The following is a 13,748-nucleotide window of genomic DNA, read 5'->3' as shown; positions in this document are numbered from 1 at the left end:
TTCAACAACCAACTGCGCCGGAGCACAGTCTTGGAATCTGGTACCTACGCAAACTAACCGGCTCTTAGTTTCGATTTATGCACTTTCGACCAACCTGCTTCCCGGCCGGATTACCCCTGACTGGCACCCGACAAATTTAGTTTTCGGCCTGTCCGGGCAATGGCGGCGGGGCCAGCAACTGCCCGGCAACCGGCCAGCTGTTGCTCCGAAAAGCTACCGTACGCAACCCCGGCCACACGAAACCAGCAGCGGCGGGCAGCAGCATCGCCTGGGCCGAGGGCTGGGCCAGCGCCTCACCTACCGTACGCACGGCTCCGGCCGGCACGGCCAGGTCTTCCAGGGCCGCCAGCAGCTCCGCACCGTTTACCTCAGCAATGCGGCCGGCCAGCAATTCTTCCAGCTCGGCACGGTGCGTTACCCGATTGGGGTTACGACAAAAACGCTCATCCCCGGCCCACTCAGGCCGTTGCAGCACGGCGCACAGCTGCTGAAACTGCCGGTCGGAGCCCACCGCCAGCAGCAGCTGCACACCATCCTGGGCGGTGTACACGGTACCGTAGGGCACGATGCTGGGGTGGCCGGAGCCCATTGGCTGGGGGTCGTGGCCCGTGACGAGGTAGGTGGCCGCCTGGTTGGCCAGGGAAGCCAGCGCACTATCCAGCAAACTCACCTGCACCAACGCACCCTGCCCGGTCCGCTCGCGCCGGTACAGGGCCGTGAGCAAACCTTCCTTGAGCTGATGGGCTGTGAGCAGGTCGATGAGGGCCACGGGCATTTTCTGGGGCGCGTGGCCGGGGCCGGCCGCGTTGAGGTGCATAAAGCCGGTTTCGGCCTGCAGCACGGCGTCGTAGCCGGCCCGGCTGGCGTGGGGGCCGTAGCCGGTGATGTGACCATAAATCAGGCGCGGATTCTGACTTGAAAGCGTGGCGTAGTCGGCCCCGAGCTTTTCGGCGTCGCCGGGCTTGTAGGAGGTCAGCACGATGTCGGCGCGGGCGGCCAGCTGGTGCAGCGCGGCGCGGCCGACTTCGGTGGTCAGGTCGATAATCTGGCTGCGTTTGCCCCAGTTGGCACTGCTGAAGTAGGCCGTTACGGTGGTGGCGGGGTCTTCGGCAGGGGTGCGCCAGGTACGGGTGACGTCGCCGGCCGGGGCTTCCAGCTTGAGCACCTCAGCCCCCAGCTCGGCCAGAAACTGGCCCACCTGCGGCCCGGCCAGCACCGAGGCCAGCTCCAGCACGCGCAGTCCGGCCAGGGGTAGTTCAGAAGCAGTATTCATGCGGCCGAAGGTAGCACCGCTCTACTCAACCTGCCCCGCCCGCGCAAACACCGGAAACACTACCTCCCGCTCCCCCGGCCCCCACAGCTGCGTCAGCTCCCCGGCAAGCTGCAGAACGGGGTCCTGCTGGTGCTGCTTCTGAAAGTTGGCCACGCTCGACCACGTGCGCAGGTAGTTCAGCAGCCACTCCGCCGACCACTGCCGCCGCACCGCAAAGCGGGCGGTTTGCGCCCCGACAAACGGAAACGGCAGTCGGGCGTACTCATCCATAATGTGCCAGCGGTTATCATCCCAATAGGGCCGCATGGTGTCGTCGTGGAAGTGCCGCACCAGCGGATCAATTTCGGGGCTGATGGTGAGCAGGTTGTAGCCCCACTCGGCCAGCACGCCGCCCGGCCGCAGCACGCGGCGCACCTCGGCATTGAAGGCGTCCATGTCAAACCAATGCACCGCCTGGGCTACCGTTATCAGATCGAAGCTATCCGCAGCAAACGGCGTATGCTCAGCGCGGGCCGTTTGGTAGCGGATGTTAGAGCGTTGCGGGGCCTTACTTAACTGGGCGGTGCTGATGTCGGTGGCCTCTACCTGGGCGAAATGCTCGGCCAGCACCGCCGCTACCTGCCCGTTGCCGGTGGCGCAGTCCCAGGCTCGGGCCCGGCCCGGCACCTGCGGCAGCAGCCATTGGTATAGCTCCGTCGGGTAGTCGATGCGGTAGCGGGCGTACAAATCTGCCTGGGAAGAAAAACGGTCGAGCGTAGCCATGGTTTGGGTGGAGGGGTAATAAACAGAACGTCATTCTGAGCGAAGGCGAAGCCGTAGCCGAGGAATCTCGCGTGCTGATGTTGTAGCAACTAACTCTTACGGCAAGTTTACCATTGCACGCGAGATTCCTCGGCTCCGCTCGGAATGACGTTCTTGAAACGACGTTCCTGGAATGACGTTCTTGACATCCCGCCCTTCCACTTTCCTCTCCAACCACGAAAAACGCCCATGTCCTTCCCCATTCAAACCGGCTTGCTGGCCTTCGGCATGTCGGGCCGCATTTTCCACGCGCCGTTCGTGCAGGCCCACCCCGGCTTTCAGCTGCGGGCCGTAGTGGAGCGTAGCCGCAAACAGGCCCAGCAGCACTATCCCACCGTCACGAGCTACGACAGCGTGGCTGAGCTGCTGGCCGACCCGGAGCTGGAGCTGGTTATCATCAACACACCCAACGACACGCATTTTGCCTTGGCCAAGCAGGCCTTGCAGGCCGGTAAGCACGTGCTCATCGAAAAGCCAGTGGCAACCACCGTAGCCGAGCTGGACGAGTTGCTGGCTGTGGCCGCGGCCCAAAACCGGCACGTACTGGCCTACCAGAACCGCCGTTGGGACTCCGATTTTCAGCTGGTGCGGCAAGTAGTGGAAAGTGGGCAGCTGGGCGAACTGACCGAGGTGCATTTCCGCTTCGACCGGTACAAAACGGCCCTCAATACCAAAACTTTCAAGGAAGACCCGGCCGTACCCGGCAGCGGCCTCAGCTTTGATTTGGGCCCGCACGTGCTGGATCAGGCCTTGAGCTTGTTCGGGCAGCCCGAACGCACCCATGTCACGCGCGCCAGTCACCGCCCCGGCTCCCGCGTCGATGACTACTTCCACGTGCATCTGCAGTATTCGCAGGGACTGAACGTGTTTGTGGCTGGCAGCCTGCTCACGGCCGCCCCGGTACCGGCGTACGTGCTGCACGGTACCCTCGGCTCCTTTCAGAAAAGCCGCGCCGACGTGCAGGAAACCCAGCTTGATCAGGGCCTGCCGCCCACTGCGCCCACGTATGGCCACGAGTCCGCCGGCCAGGAAGGCACCCTCACGCTGGTACCCGCCCCCGGTGAAATCCAGGTTTCACACCTTGCCGCGCCCCAGGGCCAGTACCAGGGCCTGTTCGAAGCCGTCTACCAAACCATCCGCCACGGCCAGCCCTTCCCAGTGCGCGCCGAGCAGTTGCGCTGGCAGCTGGAGGTGCTGGCGGGTAAAGGCTGAAAAGAACGTCATTTCTCGCTCCGCTCGGAATGACGTTCTATGCGCGCTACTACCGCCCAGCCGCAACGGCACGCAAATCCCTCTATCTTTGTTGCAATTCACAAAGCGGTTTGCTGACCGAAAAGCAGGGTCAGCCATCAATCAATCTAAAAACACAGCTGCACCTTGACGTTTCACGAGTTTAACCTGCACGATGACCTGCTGGCGGGCATCGATGCCATGAATTACCTGAATGCCACGCCTATTCAGGAGCAAGCCATTCCGCGCATTCTGGAAGGCAAAGATTTGATAGCCTGCGCCCAGACCGGCACCGGCAAAACGGCAGCCTACCTGCTGCCCCTCATCGACAAGATTTCCCACGCCAAGCACGGCACCACCTCCACCCTCATTCTGGTGCCCACCCGCGAGTTGGCCACCCAGATTGACGAGCAGGTGACCGGCTTCGGCTACTTCGTGGAAGCCAGCTCTATTGCCATCTACGGCGGGGGCAAAAGTGAAGGCTGGGAGCAGCAGAAGCGCGCCCTCACCTCCGGCGCCGACATCATCATTGCCACGCCCGGCCGCCTCATTGCCCACATGCAGATGGGCTACGTGAAGTTCGAGGACCTGAAGTATCTGGTGCTGGATGAGGCCGACAAGATGATGGACATGGGCTTCTCCGATGACATCCTCAACATTGTGCGGCAGCTGCCTAAGGAGCGCCAGACGCTGCTGTTCTCGGCCACCATGCCCAGCAAAATCCGCGACTTTTCGCAGCAGCTGCTCAAGAATCCGGAGGAAATCCGCCTGGCCGTATCCAAGCCCGCCGCCGGCATCGACCAGCAGTTCTACATGGCCTTCGACCGCCAGAAGATTTACCTGCTGGAGCACATCATTAAAACCCAGGATGTGCAGAGCATGGTGCTGTTCACCAGCCAGAAAGCGGCCGTGGGCGGCATCGTGCGGGCCATCAATAAGCTGGGCATTGAAGCCCGGGGCATCTCATCCGACCGTACCCAGGAGGAGCGGGAGGAAATCATGCGCGCCTTCAAGAACAAGCAGTTCCCCATTCTGGTAGCCACCGATGTGCTCAGCCGCGGCATTGATATCGACTCGCTGAGCCACGTGGTGAACTACGACATTCCGCGCGCCGCCGAGGATTACGTGCACCGCATTGGTCGCACGGCCCGCGCCGCCACCAAAGGCACGGCCATCACCTTCATCAGTGACCAGGACCAGGACCGGGTTATCAAGATTGAGAAGCTGATTGAGCGGGAAGTAGAAAAGCAGAGCATCACCGAGGCCATGGGTCTGGGCGAAGCGCCCGAATTCGACCCCAAACGCTTCAGTGGTCTGCGCGGTAAAATTGGCGGACGCCCCGAGCGCGGCGGCCGTAGCGGCGGCTCCGGCGGTGGTGGCCGTGACCGTGGCCCGCGCTCCGAAGGAGGCGGCCGCAGCGGCGGTGGCCGCGACGGGGCCCGCCCCAACCGCGGCGACGGCAAACCCGACGCCGACCAGCAGGCCCGCATTGCCCGCGCCCAGGCGGCTCTGGCCGCCCTGGATGCCGGCCAGGCCCCCGCTCAGCCCTACCAGCGTCCGCCCCGTGAAGACCGGCCCGAAGGCAGCGAAAGCCGCCCCCGCCGCGAACCGCGTGAGCCCCGTGCCCCCCGCCCCGAAGGCGAAGCCCGCCCGCCCCGGGAGCCCCGCGCTCCACGCCCGGAAGGTGAAGCCGATGCCCCCCGGGCCGAAGGCGACAAGCCGGAAGGCCAGCGCCGCCGCAAGCGCGGGGGCCGCAACCGCTCCGGCCGTGGCCCTCGCCCCGAGGGCGGCGCACCGGAAGCGGCAGCCAATGCCGCCCCCGCCGCTCTTAGCGCAGAGTAAATTTCAGGTATAAAAAAGCCCCCTCTACGCAGTGTAGCGGGGGCTTTTGTGTTTTTACTGGCTTTATATGGCTGCGTATTTACGAAGCTAACAGAAGGCATAAGGATCTAATTTCTACTCGACTTCCGGAACGCCGACAGCACGGAAAAAAGCGTATACTTCCTGATAAAATTCGGGGCGGCGGGTGGGATCTTCAGCACTGCCTTCAGGGATAAAAATCACCATACCCTGGCGGGCTCTGGTGAGCAGTACCCGGTAGGCATTCAGAAGATAACGTTGGCTATCGGCCGTGTTGCAGTTTTGCCACCGGGTGCCTACAAACTTGCGGAACTGCCACTGGCCGTTGTGCAGCCACAAATCGGCATCCCAGGCCACGCCTACCCAGTCCAGTTCCAATCCTTGGATATCAAACTCGGTGGCTACATCCTCCAGATAATACGATGAACGCACATCGTCCCTCTCATTCAGAAACCAGACGGGTGCATCTATTTTGTCGCGAATGTTGAGCCCAAGCGGCTTGAGTCGATGCGCACCGGATGAGGCCACAAGACCATACCGCTCAGTACCACGCGCTTGCTGACGTAGCCACGTTCTGGCTGCTGCCAGCTGCCGCGTAATGCGCAAGGGGTACACCGTGGCCAGATAGGTAGTGTATAGCCGGCGGGCCTCCGCCATATCCGCGTCCAGCACTGCCTGCACGAAAGCCGCCAGCCGCTCGGCCCGGAAAGAACGCACCGAAACGGCTAGGTGCAGCGCATCGAGCGGTTGCGCTTGTAGCGCGTCCAGGCGGGCTACGGCAGCTTGGTCAGGCAGGTAATTCCGGTCGGTGAGGATGCGGCGGGAGTAGTGGATGTGCCAGTGAGGGAAACGGGACTCGAAGGCCCGCAGCCATTCCTGCAGCCCAGCCTCGCCGGTATTGATTTCCTGCCCGCCCCCAATCAGGCACACTACGGTACACCAGTCGGCATGACGGTCCATTACTTCCACCAAAAATTCGGGCTCCGACATGTTAAAATCGGCTTGTCCGCGCTTCTGCTGCATAAACTTGGTGGCCTGCTGCGCCGACCATGCCCGTTGGGCTTCATCAAACACCGTCACTTTCTCCAGAGGCGGCCCGGAATGCCGCAGCGCCTCATCCCGAAAGTGGTGAATATTCTGGATGAACGACTTCACCTGCGAAACCGCCTGTTTTTTGTTGAGACGGGTACCAGACTGCTTTTCTTCCCGCACTTTGTCGCGCGCCAAGGCTTCCCGCAGCACATCCACCAAAGGCCCATTACCGGACAAAAATACCGCGTGTTCCTGCGCATCAATTTGGGTGCGCTCTACCGCAATATTGAGCCCGGCCAGCGTTTTACCAGCTCCCGGCACGCCAGTCACGAAACAAATATGCTTGGTTCCGGCGGCCTTAGCCTCCTCGATTATCTCGGCAATGCAGGCTCCCGTAACGGCCAGATTAGCCGCTCCGGCATCTGACCGGGTAATGGCTGTTACCTGATGGCCTTTGTACAAGGCCTGTGCCGCCTCAATGATGGTTGGCGTAGGCTGATAGCCAGCGTGGAGCCACTCCATTGGCACGATGGGAGTAGATTGCGCGTCACGTAGGCCCAGACGCAAACACTCAGCCACTTGCGCGGCATTAGTTAATAGTGGCTCATACACGCCATCATCGAATGGACGTAGCGTGTTGGCATGCACTGCTGCCCGCGTGGCAATCAGAACAGGTAGAATACGAACTTGGTGACTGCCGGCATGAAAATTCTTCAGGTCCAAGGCATAGTCCAACACCTGGTCTTGACCGCTCTGGTCGTAGCTGAAGCTTCCCACTTTAAATTCGAGGACGTACACCGCATTGACCAGCAATAGCACGGCATCCGCCCGCTTGCCCATCCGCGGAATAGCCACTTCCAGTAACAGATAGCCCTGAGGAAATTCGGCTAACTCCCGCTTCAGAATACGGATTTGTTGCTGCCAGGCCTGCTTCTGTAAGTCTTCAAGCGCATGCTCGTGCGCTAGCGCCAATACGCCCATGATGGACGTTTCGTCGTGCTGCAGAAAGTCGGGCACGGTAGCATGATAATAGGCACGTTGCATAAGCAGGATATGATACTAATCAACTCACATAACTTACTCGACTGATTGTCTGGGGTAGCAAATTCAATTACTTACAACACCTGCCCCAATCCAAACAGCAGCGTAAATACTAGTGTGGTCAGGGCCATTTGCTTCAGCAGCGGGTCCAGTTGCATACTGTCCTGGCGCTGCCACACGGCGGCGGCATTGCGGGCCAGCAGCGGGGCGGAGAGCAGGAACAGCCACTGCCAAGGCGAGTGGTAGGTGAGCACCACGTAGAGCACGGCGCATACCAGCCCGGCCGTGAGCAGCACTACGTGGTACAAGCGGGCCCGCTGGGGGCCCAGCCGCACCGGAATGGTGATTTTACCGGCCAATTCATCGGAGCGAATGTCGCGGATGTTGTTCACGTTCAGCACGGCCGTGGCGAAACAGCCCAGTGCGGCGGCGGGCAGTAGCACCGGCAGCGGCAGGTTGCCGGCCTGCAGAAAATAGGTGCCGCACACGCCCACCAGTCCGAAAAAGATAAACACCGACACGTCGCCGAGGCCGGCGTAGCCGTAGGGTTTGGCACCGGCCGTATAGTTCACCGCCGCCCAGATGGCCGACAGCCCCAGCACGAAAAACGCGGCCGTTACCCACACGGCCGCCGCACCCAGCGCCACCCACAACAGGGCCACTCCGCTCACCAGCGACAATGCCCCAAACACCAGCATACCCCGCTTCATCTGCTCCGGACTGATGGCCCCGCTTTGCACGGCCCGCTGCGGCCCTTCCCGGTGCACACTGTCGGCCCCGTTCTGGGAGTCGCCGTAGTCGTTGGCCAGGTTGCTCAGGATTTGCAGCAGAATGGTGGTAAGGGCCGCTAGCGCCACCACGCTGCCCCGGAATTGCCCGTTGCTGGCCGCCAGAAAGCCCCCGGCCATAATGCTGGCCAGCGCCAGCGGCAGCGTACGCGGCCGGAAGGCCGAAATCCAGGCTTTGGCGGGACTGGCGGGAGCAGAAACGGAAGACGACATGAGTAAGAAGTGAAACTGTGGCGACGCATACCCGCGCCGTCCGATTACGAATACGATGGTAGCGGCCTAGCGGACGGCGGGCTCCAGCGCGGCAATGCCCTCCGCCGTCAGTTCCCGGAAATGCCCGACGACTAAATCAGCGTGACTCAAATCCTGCAGCGGGGAATGTTCACTGTTGTACCCGATGCAGTAAATACCCGCCGCCTTAGCCGCCGATACGCCGTTGCTGGAGTCCTCAATTACCACGCACTGGCTTTTAGGCGCTTCCGACAAGCTGGCGGCGTGCTCAAAAATAGCCGGATCGGGCTTGGAACGGGGGAAATCCTCGCCGCTTACCAGATGCGAGAAATACGGCCCCAGCGCAAACCGCCGCATCACCCGGTCGATGGTTGATTTGGAAGCCGATGAGGCCAGAATCAGCTGCATCTGATGCTGGTGCAAGTCTTCGATGAGGTGGCGCACGCCTTCGAGCAGGTCCAGATCCGGCTTCTCATCGAAAGCCCGGTTGAAAAACTCCCGCTTCATCAGCACCAGTTCCTCCACATCCAGCGCCAGCGCGTGCTTGTCTTTGAGGTGCTGGTACACGTTGCGGGTGGAGCGGCCCGTGAAGGAGGCATACTCTGCCGCCGGCACCTCAATGCCCAGCTCCTCAAAATGCCTGTAGTAGGCGTAGCGGTGAACGGGCTCGGTATCGACGATAACGCCGTCCATATCAAAGATTACGGTGCGGACCATACGGGCAGATTGGGTGGAGTTCAGCCACGAAGGTAGTGCCCCAACGTAAGAATAGCGCGCAACCCCAGGCTACGCGCTATTCTGACTAGAACTTACTGTGAAGCGGGTCACTGAGGGTCAGCCAATGGCTGCTTACTTCATAATGGCGGCCACCAGTTCCTCGCTCATGGGCTTTACCTTGGAGGGGTAAAAGGCCACCACGTGGCCTGTTTCGTCAACCAGGTATTTGCAGAAATTCCAGTCGGGGGCATTACTCACCCGGCCGTTTTTCGCTTTATCCGCCAAGAATTTGTAGAGCGGAGCCGTGTCATCACCCTTCACGGAAATCTTGCTGAAAAGCGGGAAGCTCACGCCGTAATTTTTCTCGCAGAACAAAGAAATCTGCTCGTTGGTACCCGGCTCCTGCCCCCCGAAGTTGTTAGCCGGGAAGCCCAGCACCGTCACCTTGTCGCCGTGCTTTTTGTACAGCTCCTCCAGCTCCTTGTACTGCGGGGTGTAGCCGCATTCGGAAGCCGTGTTGACAATGAGTAGTTTTTTGCCTTTGTACTGGCTCAGCTTGACGTCTTTACCATCAATGCTCTTTACTGTGAAATCATACACCGTGCCGGTGGCGGCGGTGGTTTCCGGAGTAGGGGCAGTAGTCATGGCTGGAACGGTAGAGTGGGTGGGGAAGCTGGCAAAGCCGGTGGCAACCAGCGCGCCCAGCACAACGAAGGCTTTCATGGAAGTACTAATGAAGGGAAGTCAGCATAAAACCGGCAACCATATGCAATGTTCAGGGCACCGGATGGAGGAAGAAAGGTACGGCCGGAGAAGCAGTGTGCGAGACCGGCAAACTCCGCAATGCCAAAAATCTGTACATTTGGCCTTGACCGTGTCGTCATTCCGCGGTTACTCTGCTCATGCGTAAGACTCTCTATTCGGTCATTACCGGAACGGGCAGCTACCTCCCCTCTCAAATTATTAAGAACGAAGCCTTCATTACTACTTCGTTTTTTGATGCTGCCGGCAACCAGCTCACCAAGCCAGGGGCCGACATCGTCCAGCAGTTTGCCAACATCACCGATATCCAGGAACGGCGCTACGCCGAGGACAATCAGGTGGCTTCTGATCTGGCTTTTCTGGCGGCGCAGGATGCTCTGCACTCCAGCAGCACCGACCCCGAAACCCTGGACTACATTCTGGTGGCTCACAATTTCGGCGACGTGGCCCTGGACAACCGCCGCTCCGATTTTGTACCTACGCTGGCCGCCCGCGTCAAGCATAAGCTCGGCATTGAAAACCCGAATTGCGTGGCTTACGACCTGCCGTTCGGCTGCCCTGGCTGGCTGCAGGGCGTCATTCAGGCCGATTACTACCTGCGCTCCGGCGACGCCCGGCGGGTGCTGGTGATTGGGGCCGAAACCCTCTCGCGCGTGTGCGACCCCCACGACCGGGACAGCATGATTTACGCCGATGGAGCCGGCGCTATGCTGCTGGAAGCCCGGGAAAGCGACGAGCCAGTGGGTATTCTGGCCCACGGCACCCGCTCCGATACCATCCAGGCCGCCCACCTGCTGCGCATGGATAAGTCGTTCAACCCGGCGTATGAAGGCACGGAGCTGTTCCTGAAAATGGAGGGCCGCAAGCTCTACGAGTACGCGCTGAAAACCGTGCCCCAGGCCATCAAGGATACGCTGGATAAAGCCGGCCTACCCATTACGGCCATGCGCAAGCTGCTCATTCACCAGGCCAACGGCAAAATGGATGAGGCCATTCTGAAGCGCCTGTACGCGCTGTACCATATGGATACGGTGCCGGCCGGCGTGATGCCCATGACCATTTCCTGGCTGGGTAACTCCTCTGTAGCCACCCTCCCCACCCTGCTGGACCTGATGCTGAAGGGCCAGCTTCCCGACAACGACCTGCAGCCCGGCGACACCATCGTATTTGCCTCCGTGGGTGCCGGCATGAACTGCAACGCCGTGGTGTACCAGATGCCCACGGAATAAAGCGGGCTCAAATAAAAGCGTCATCCTGAGCGGAGCGAAGGACCTTATCACACAAGAGCAAATCCTGCCGACGTGATAAGGTCCTTCGCTCCGCTCAGGATGACGCTTTTTTGTCTTCGCCTATCGGCTACGTCGTTTTCGGCGTGAGCCATTTTTCCAGGCTCACGGGCTGGTAGGCCAGCATGGCGTCCAGCATGCCGTGGGGCTCGGGGTGGCTGAGGAGCTGGTTGCGGTTTTCACGGCGTAGCAGGCCTTCGTCGGCCATGTGGTCGAGGGCGCGGAGCAGGTGGTCATAATAGCCAGCCACATTGAGCACCCCGATGGGCTTTTGGTGCAGGCCCAGCTGGCCCCAGGTGAGTACTTCGAACAGCTCTTCCAGAGTACCGTAGCCGCCGGGCATAGCCACGAAGCCTTCGGCCAGATCGGCCATCATCAGCTTCCGCTCGTGCATGGTTTTTACCACGTGCAGCTCGGTGAGGCCCACGTGCGCCAACTCCTTATCGGCCAGAAAATCGGGGATGACGCCAATGGCTTTGCCCCCGTGCTGCATTACGGCATCGGCAACGGCCCCCATCAGGCCGACGCGGCCCCCGCCGTACACCAGCGTGAAGCCCCGCTCGGCCAGGGCCCGGCCCATGGCCTGGGCCTGCTGGGTGAACAATTCGTTGGTGCCGCTGCTGGCACCGCAATACACGGCTACACTTTTCATACTCTACTGTTATTGCGAGCGGAGCGAAGCAATCCTTCCTTCTCCGGCTCTGGGGTTTTACCTAAGTGATAAGCCCCTGACGTGGCAACCACGTCAAGGGCTTATCTGATTGTTAAGCGTGCTGTACTGCGAAAAGGAAGGATTGCTTCGCTCTGCTCGCAATGACAGCCGGGTTGCTACATCCGGTCAGGCACCTGAATGCCCAGCAGGCCCAGGCTGGCCTTGATGGTGCGGCCGGTTTGGGCTGAGAGGGCCACGTAGAACGAGCGGCTGGTTTCGTTGGGCTCAGTGAAGATTTTAATATCGGTGTAGAAGCGGTTGTAGGCGCGGGCCACATCGTAGGCGTACTGGGCCACCACGGCGGGCGAGAACGTACGGGCGGCTTCCTGCACCACGCTAGCGTAGCGGCCCAGCTCCTGCACCATTTCGCGGGCGGCGGCGGGCAGCTCCGTCAACGTGCTCAGGTCGGCGGCCTGGCTGATGCCCATTTCGGCGGCCTTGCGCAGAATGGCAGCAATGCGGGCGTGCGAGTACTGAATGAACGGTCCCGTGTCGCCTTCCAGCTTCACCGATTCCTCGGGGTTGAAGAGCATGCGCTTCTTGGGGTCCACCTTCAGCAGGTAGTACTTCAGTGCGCCCAGACCCAGCATGTGGTAGAGCTGGGCCAGCTCATCCTCGCTCAGGCCTTCGGTTTTACCTTTTTCGAGGGTGGCGGCCTGGGCCGCATCCACTACTTCGCGCACCAGCTCGTCGGCATCTACTACCGTTCCTTCCCGGCTTTTCATCTTGCCCGAGGGCAGATCCACCATGCCGTAGCTGAGGTGGTAGATGGCATCGGCGTAGGGTTTGCCCAGTTTCTGAAGCACCGCTTTCAGCACCTGCATGTGGTAGTTCTGCTCATCGGCAATAACGTACACGCTCAGGTCGTAGCCGAAATCCTGGTACTTCAGCTCGGCCGTGCCCAGGTCCTGGGTGATGTACACTGAGGTGCCGTCGGCGCGGAGCAGTAGCTTCTCGTCGAGGCCTTCTTCCTTGAGGTCCACCCACACCGAGCCGTCTTCCTTCCGGAAGAACACGCCCTTCTGCAGGCCTTCCTCCACCCGCTCCTTGCCCAGCAGGTAGGTGCCCGACTCGTAATAGTACTTGTCGAAATCGACGCCAATGTTCTGGTAGGTGGCGTCGAAACCCTCGTACACCCAGCCGTTCATCTGCTTCCAGAGGCTTACTACCTGCTCGTCGCCGGCTTCCCAGGCGCGCAGCATGTCCTGGGCTTCCAGCATCATGGGGGCCTGGCGCTTGGCCACGTCGGGGGCCACGCCTTCGGCTTCCAACTGGCGCACCTGCTCGCGGTAGTGCTTCTCAAACAGCACATAGTACTTGCCGGCCAGGTGGTCGCCCTTGATGCCGGCGCTCTGCGGAGTCTCGCCCTGCCCGTACTGCTGGTAAGCCAGCATGGATTTGCAGATGTGAATACCCCGGTCGTTGACTAGGTTAGCCTTGGTTACGGTAGCGCCGGTAGCCTTCAGAATCTCGGCCACCGAGTAGCCGAGGAAGTTGTTGCGCAAGTGGCCCAGGTGCAGGGGCTTGTTGGTATTGGGCGAGGAATACTCCACCACCACGTTCTGGGGGCCGCCGGTAGGTACGGGCGCGCCGGCCGGCTTCAGGAGGAGCTGCTCAAAGGCTTTCACCCACTCGGTATCGGCAATTTCCAGGTTCAGGAAGCCTTTCACCACGTTGTAGCCGCTCACCAGCGGCGAGTTAGCCACCAGCCATTCGCCTACGGCCTGCCCGATTTGCTCGGGGCCTTTGCCCAGGGTTTTGGTGAAGGGAAACGTAACGAGCGTAAACTGCCCGGCAAACTCCTTGCGCGTGGGCTGCAGCGATAGTTGGGCGGCGGGCACCTCGGTGCCAAATACCTGTTGAATAGCAGTTCCGAGAGCTGCTTTGAGAGTTTGTTCGAGTTGTTGCACGAGAAAAGCGAAGCGCTTAAATGAAGCCGGTACGGGGGCTTCGGGAGGATACATTGACCAGCGGAAACACGAGCAGGGCGTAAACAGCGGTGGGCGGCAACCGGG

General features: G+C 60.8%; 11 protein-coding genes. 3 read left to right on the top strand and 8 right to left on the bottom strand.

Going from position 1 to position 13,748, the window contains the following annotated elements; translation table 11 throughout:
* Positions 1-136: 136 nt before the first annotated feature.
* Together EI291_RS09225 and EI291_RS09220 are read right to left on the bottom strand one after the other, a co-directional pair.
* Entirely contained in the window at positions 137-1,273 is a 1,137-nt protein-coding gene (locus EI291_RS09225; RefSeq protein WP_240635465.1) for a CaiB/BaiF CoA transferase family protein, read from the bottom strand.
* A 21-nt stretch (positions 1,274-1,294) separates the two neighbouring features.
* A complete protein-coding gene (locus EI291_RS09220) occupies positions 1,295-2,035 on the bottom strand; it encodes a class I SAM-dependent methyltransferase (protein WP_125419534.1) in 741 nt (246 codons plus the stop codon).
* Positions 2,036-2,263: 228 nt separating this feature from the next.
* Between EI291_RS09220 and EI291_RS09215 the strand changes: the two genes are divergently transcribed.
* Positions 2,264-3,286 (top strand): Gfo/Idh/MocA family oxidoreductase, encoded by a 1,023-nt coding sequence (locus EI291_RS09215; RefSeq protein WP_125419533.1) that lies wholly within the window; start codon positions 2,264-2,266, stop codon positions 3,284-3,286.
* A 219-nt stretch (positions 3,287-3,505) separates the two neighbouring features.
* Positions 3,506-5,146 (top strand): DEAD/DEAH box helicase, encoded by a 1,641-nt coding sequence (locus tag EI291_RS09210; protein ID WP_125419846.1) that lies wholly within the window; start codon positions 3,506-3,508, stop codon positions 5,144-5,146.
* Positions 5,147-5,260: 114 nt separating this feature from the next.
* Here the strand turns inward: EI291_RS09210 and EI291_RS09205 are convergent, their stop codons facing one another.
* The 4 genes from EI291_RS09205 to EI291_RS09190 all read right to left on the bottom strand — a co-directional run bounded on the left by EI291_RS09205 (position 5,261) and on the right by EI291_RS09190 (position 9,696).
* On the bottom strand, positions 5,261-7,240 hold the full coding sequence (locus tag EI291_RS09205; RefSeq protein WP_125419532.1) for a DUF2075 domain-containing protein: 1,980 nt from the start codon (positions 7,238-7,240) through the stop codon (positions 5,261-5,263).
* A 71-nt stretch (positions 7,241-7,311) separates the two neighbouring features.
* A complete protein-coding gene (locus tag EI291_RS09200) occupies positions 7,312-8,238 on the bottom strand; it encodes a 1,4-dihydroxy-2-naphthoate polyprenyltransferase (RefSeq protein WP_125419531.1) in 927 nt (308 codons plus the stop codon).
* A gap of 66 nt (positions 8,239-8,304) precedes the next feature.
* Positions 8,305-8,973 (bottom strand): HAD family hydrolase, encoded by a 669-nt coding sequence (locus EI291_RS09195; protein ID WP_125419530.1) that lies wholly within the window; start codon positions 8,971-8,973, stop codon positions 8,305-8,307.
* Between the two features lie 132 nt (positions 8,974-9,105).
* Positions 9,106-9,696 (bottom strand): glutathione peroxidase, encoded by a 591-nt coding sequence (locus tag EI291_RS09190; RefSeq protein WP_125419529.1) that lies wholly within the window; start codon positions 9,694-9,696, stop codon positions 9,106-9,108.
* Between the two features lie 179 nt (positions 9,697-9,875).
* On the opposite strand from EI291_RS09190, the gene EI291_RS09185 reads away from it, so the two are divergent.
* Complete coding sequence (locus tag EI291_RS09185; protein ID WP_125419528.1) at positions 9,876-10,964, top strand: 3-oxoacyl-ACP synthase III family protein; 1,089 nt, start codon at positions 9,876-9,878, stop codon at positions 10,962-10,964.
* A gap of 127 nt (positions 10,965-11,091) precedes the next feature.
* Here the strand turns inward: EI291_RS09185 and EI291_RS09180 are convergent, their stop codons facing one another.
* Together EI291_RS09180 and argS are read right to left on the bottom strand one after the other, a co-directional pair.
* The gene (locus tag EI291_RS09180) at positions 11,092-11,673 is read right to left on the bottom strand and encodes an LOG family protein (protein ID WP_125419527.1); all 582 of its coding nucleotides are present in this window, start codon (positions 11,671-11,673) and stop codon (positions 11,092-11,094) included.
* Positions 11,674-11,849: 176 nt separating this feature from the next.
* A complete protein-coding gene (argS, locus tag EI291_RS09175; protein WP_240635463.1) occupies positions 11,850-13,643 on the bottom strand; it encodes an arginine--tRNA ligase in 1,794 nt (597 codons plus the stop codon).
* Positions 13,644-13,748 lie beyond the last annotated feature (105 nt).

This window comes from Hymenobacter rigui (assembly GCF_003944715.1).
In the GTDB taxonomy this organism is placed as follows: Bacteria; Bacteroidota; Bacteroidia; order Cytophagales; family Hymenobacteraceae; genus Hymenobacter; species Hymenobacter rigui.
Note: the sequence above shows the minus strand (reverse complement) of the source record. Positions and strands in the feature narration are given on the sequence as shown.

Bases quoted from the DNA above. Each gene is read 5' to 3' on its own strand.
- EI291_RS09220 (WP_125419534.1), bottom strand. From the start codon at position 2,035: ATGGCTACGCTCGACCGTTTTTCTTCCCAGGCAGATTTGTACGCCCGC.
- EI291_RS09200 (WP_125419531.1), bottom strand. From the start codon at position 8,238: ATGTCGTCTTCCGTTTCTGCTCCCGCCAGTCCCGCCAAAGCCTGGATT.
- EI291_RS09205 (WP_125419532.1), bottom strand. From the start codon at position 7,240: ATGCAACGTGCCTATTATCATGCTACCGTGCCCGACTTTCTGCAGCAC.
- EI291_RS09210 (WP_125419846.1), top strand. From the start codon at position 3,506: ATGAATTACCTGAATGCCACGCCTATTCAGGAGCAAGCCATTCCGCGC.
- EI291_RS09225 (WP_240635465.1), bottom strand. From the start codon at position 1,273: ATGAATACTGCTTCTGAACTACCCCTGGCCGGACTGCGCGTGCTGGAG.
- EI291_RS09195 (WP_125419530.1), bottom strand. From the start codon at position 8,973: ATGGTCCGCACCGTAATCTTTGATATGGACGGCGTTATCGTCGATACC.
- EI291_RS09185 (WP_125419528.1), top strand. From the start codon at position 9,876: ATGCGTAAGACTCTCTATTCGGTCATTACCGGAACGGGCAGCTACCTC.
- EI291_RS09215 (WP_125419533.1), top strand. From the start codon at position 2,264: ATGTCCTTCCCCATTCAAACCGGCTTGCTGGCCTTCGGCATGTCGGGC.
- EI291_RS09180 (WP_125419527.1), bottom strand. From the start codon at position 11,673: ATGAAAAGTGTAGCCGTGTATTGCGGTGCCAGCAGCGGCACCAACGAA.
- EI291_RS09190 (WP_125419529.1), bottom strand. From the start codon at position 9,696: ATGAAAGCCTTCGTTGTGCTGGGCGCGCTGGTTGCCACCGGCTTTGCC.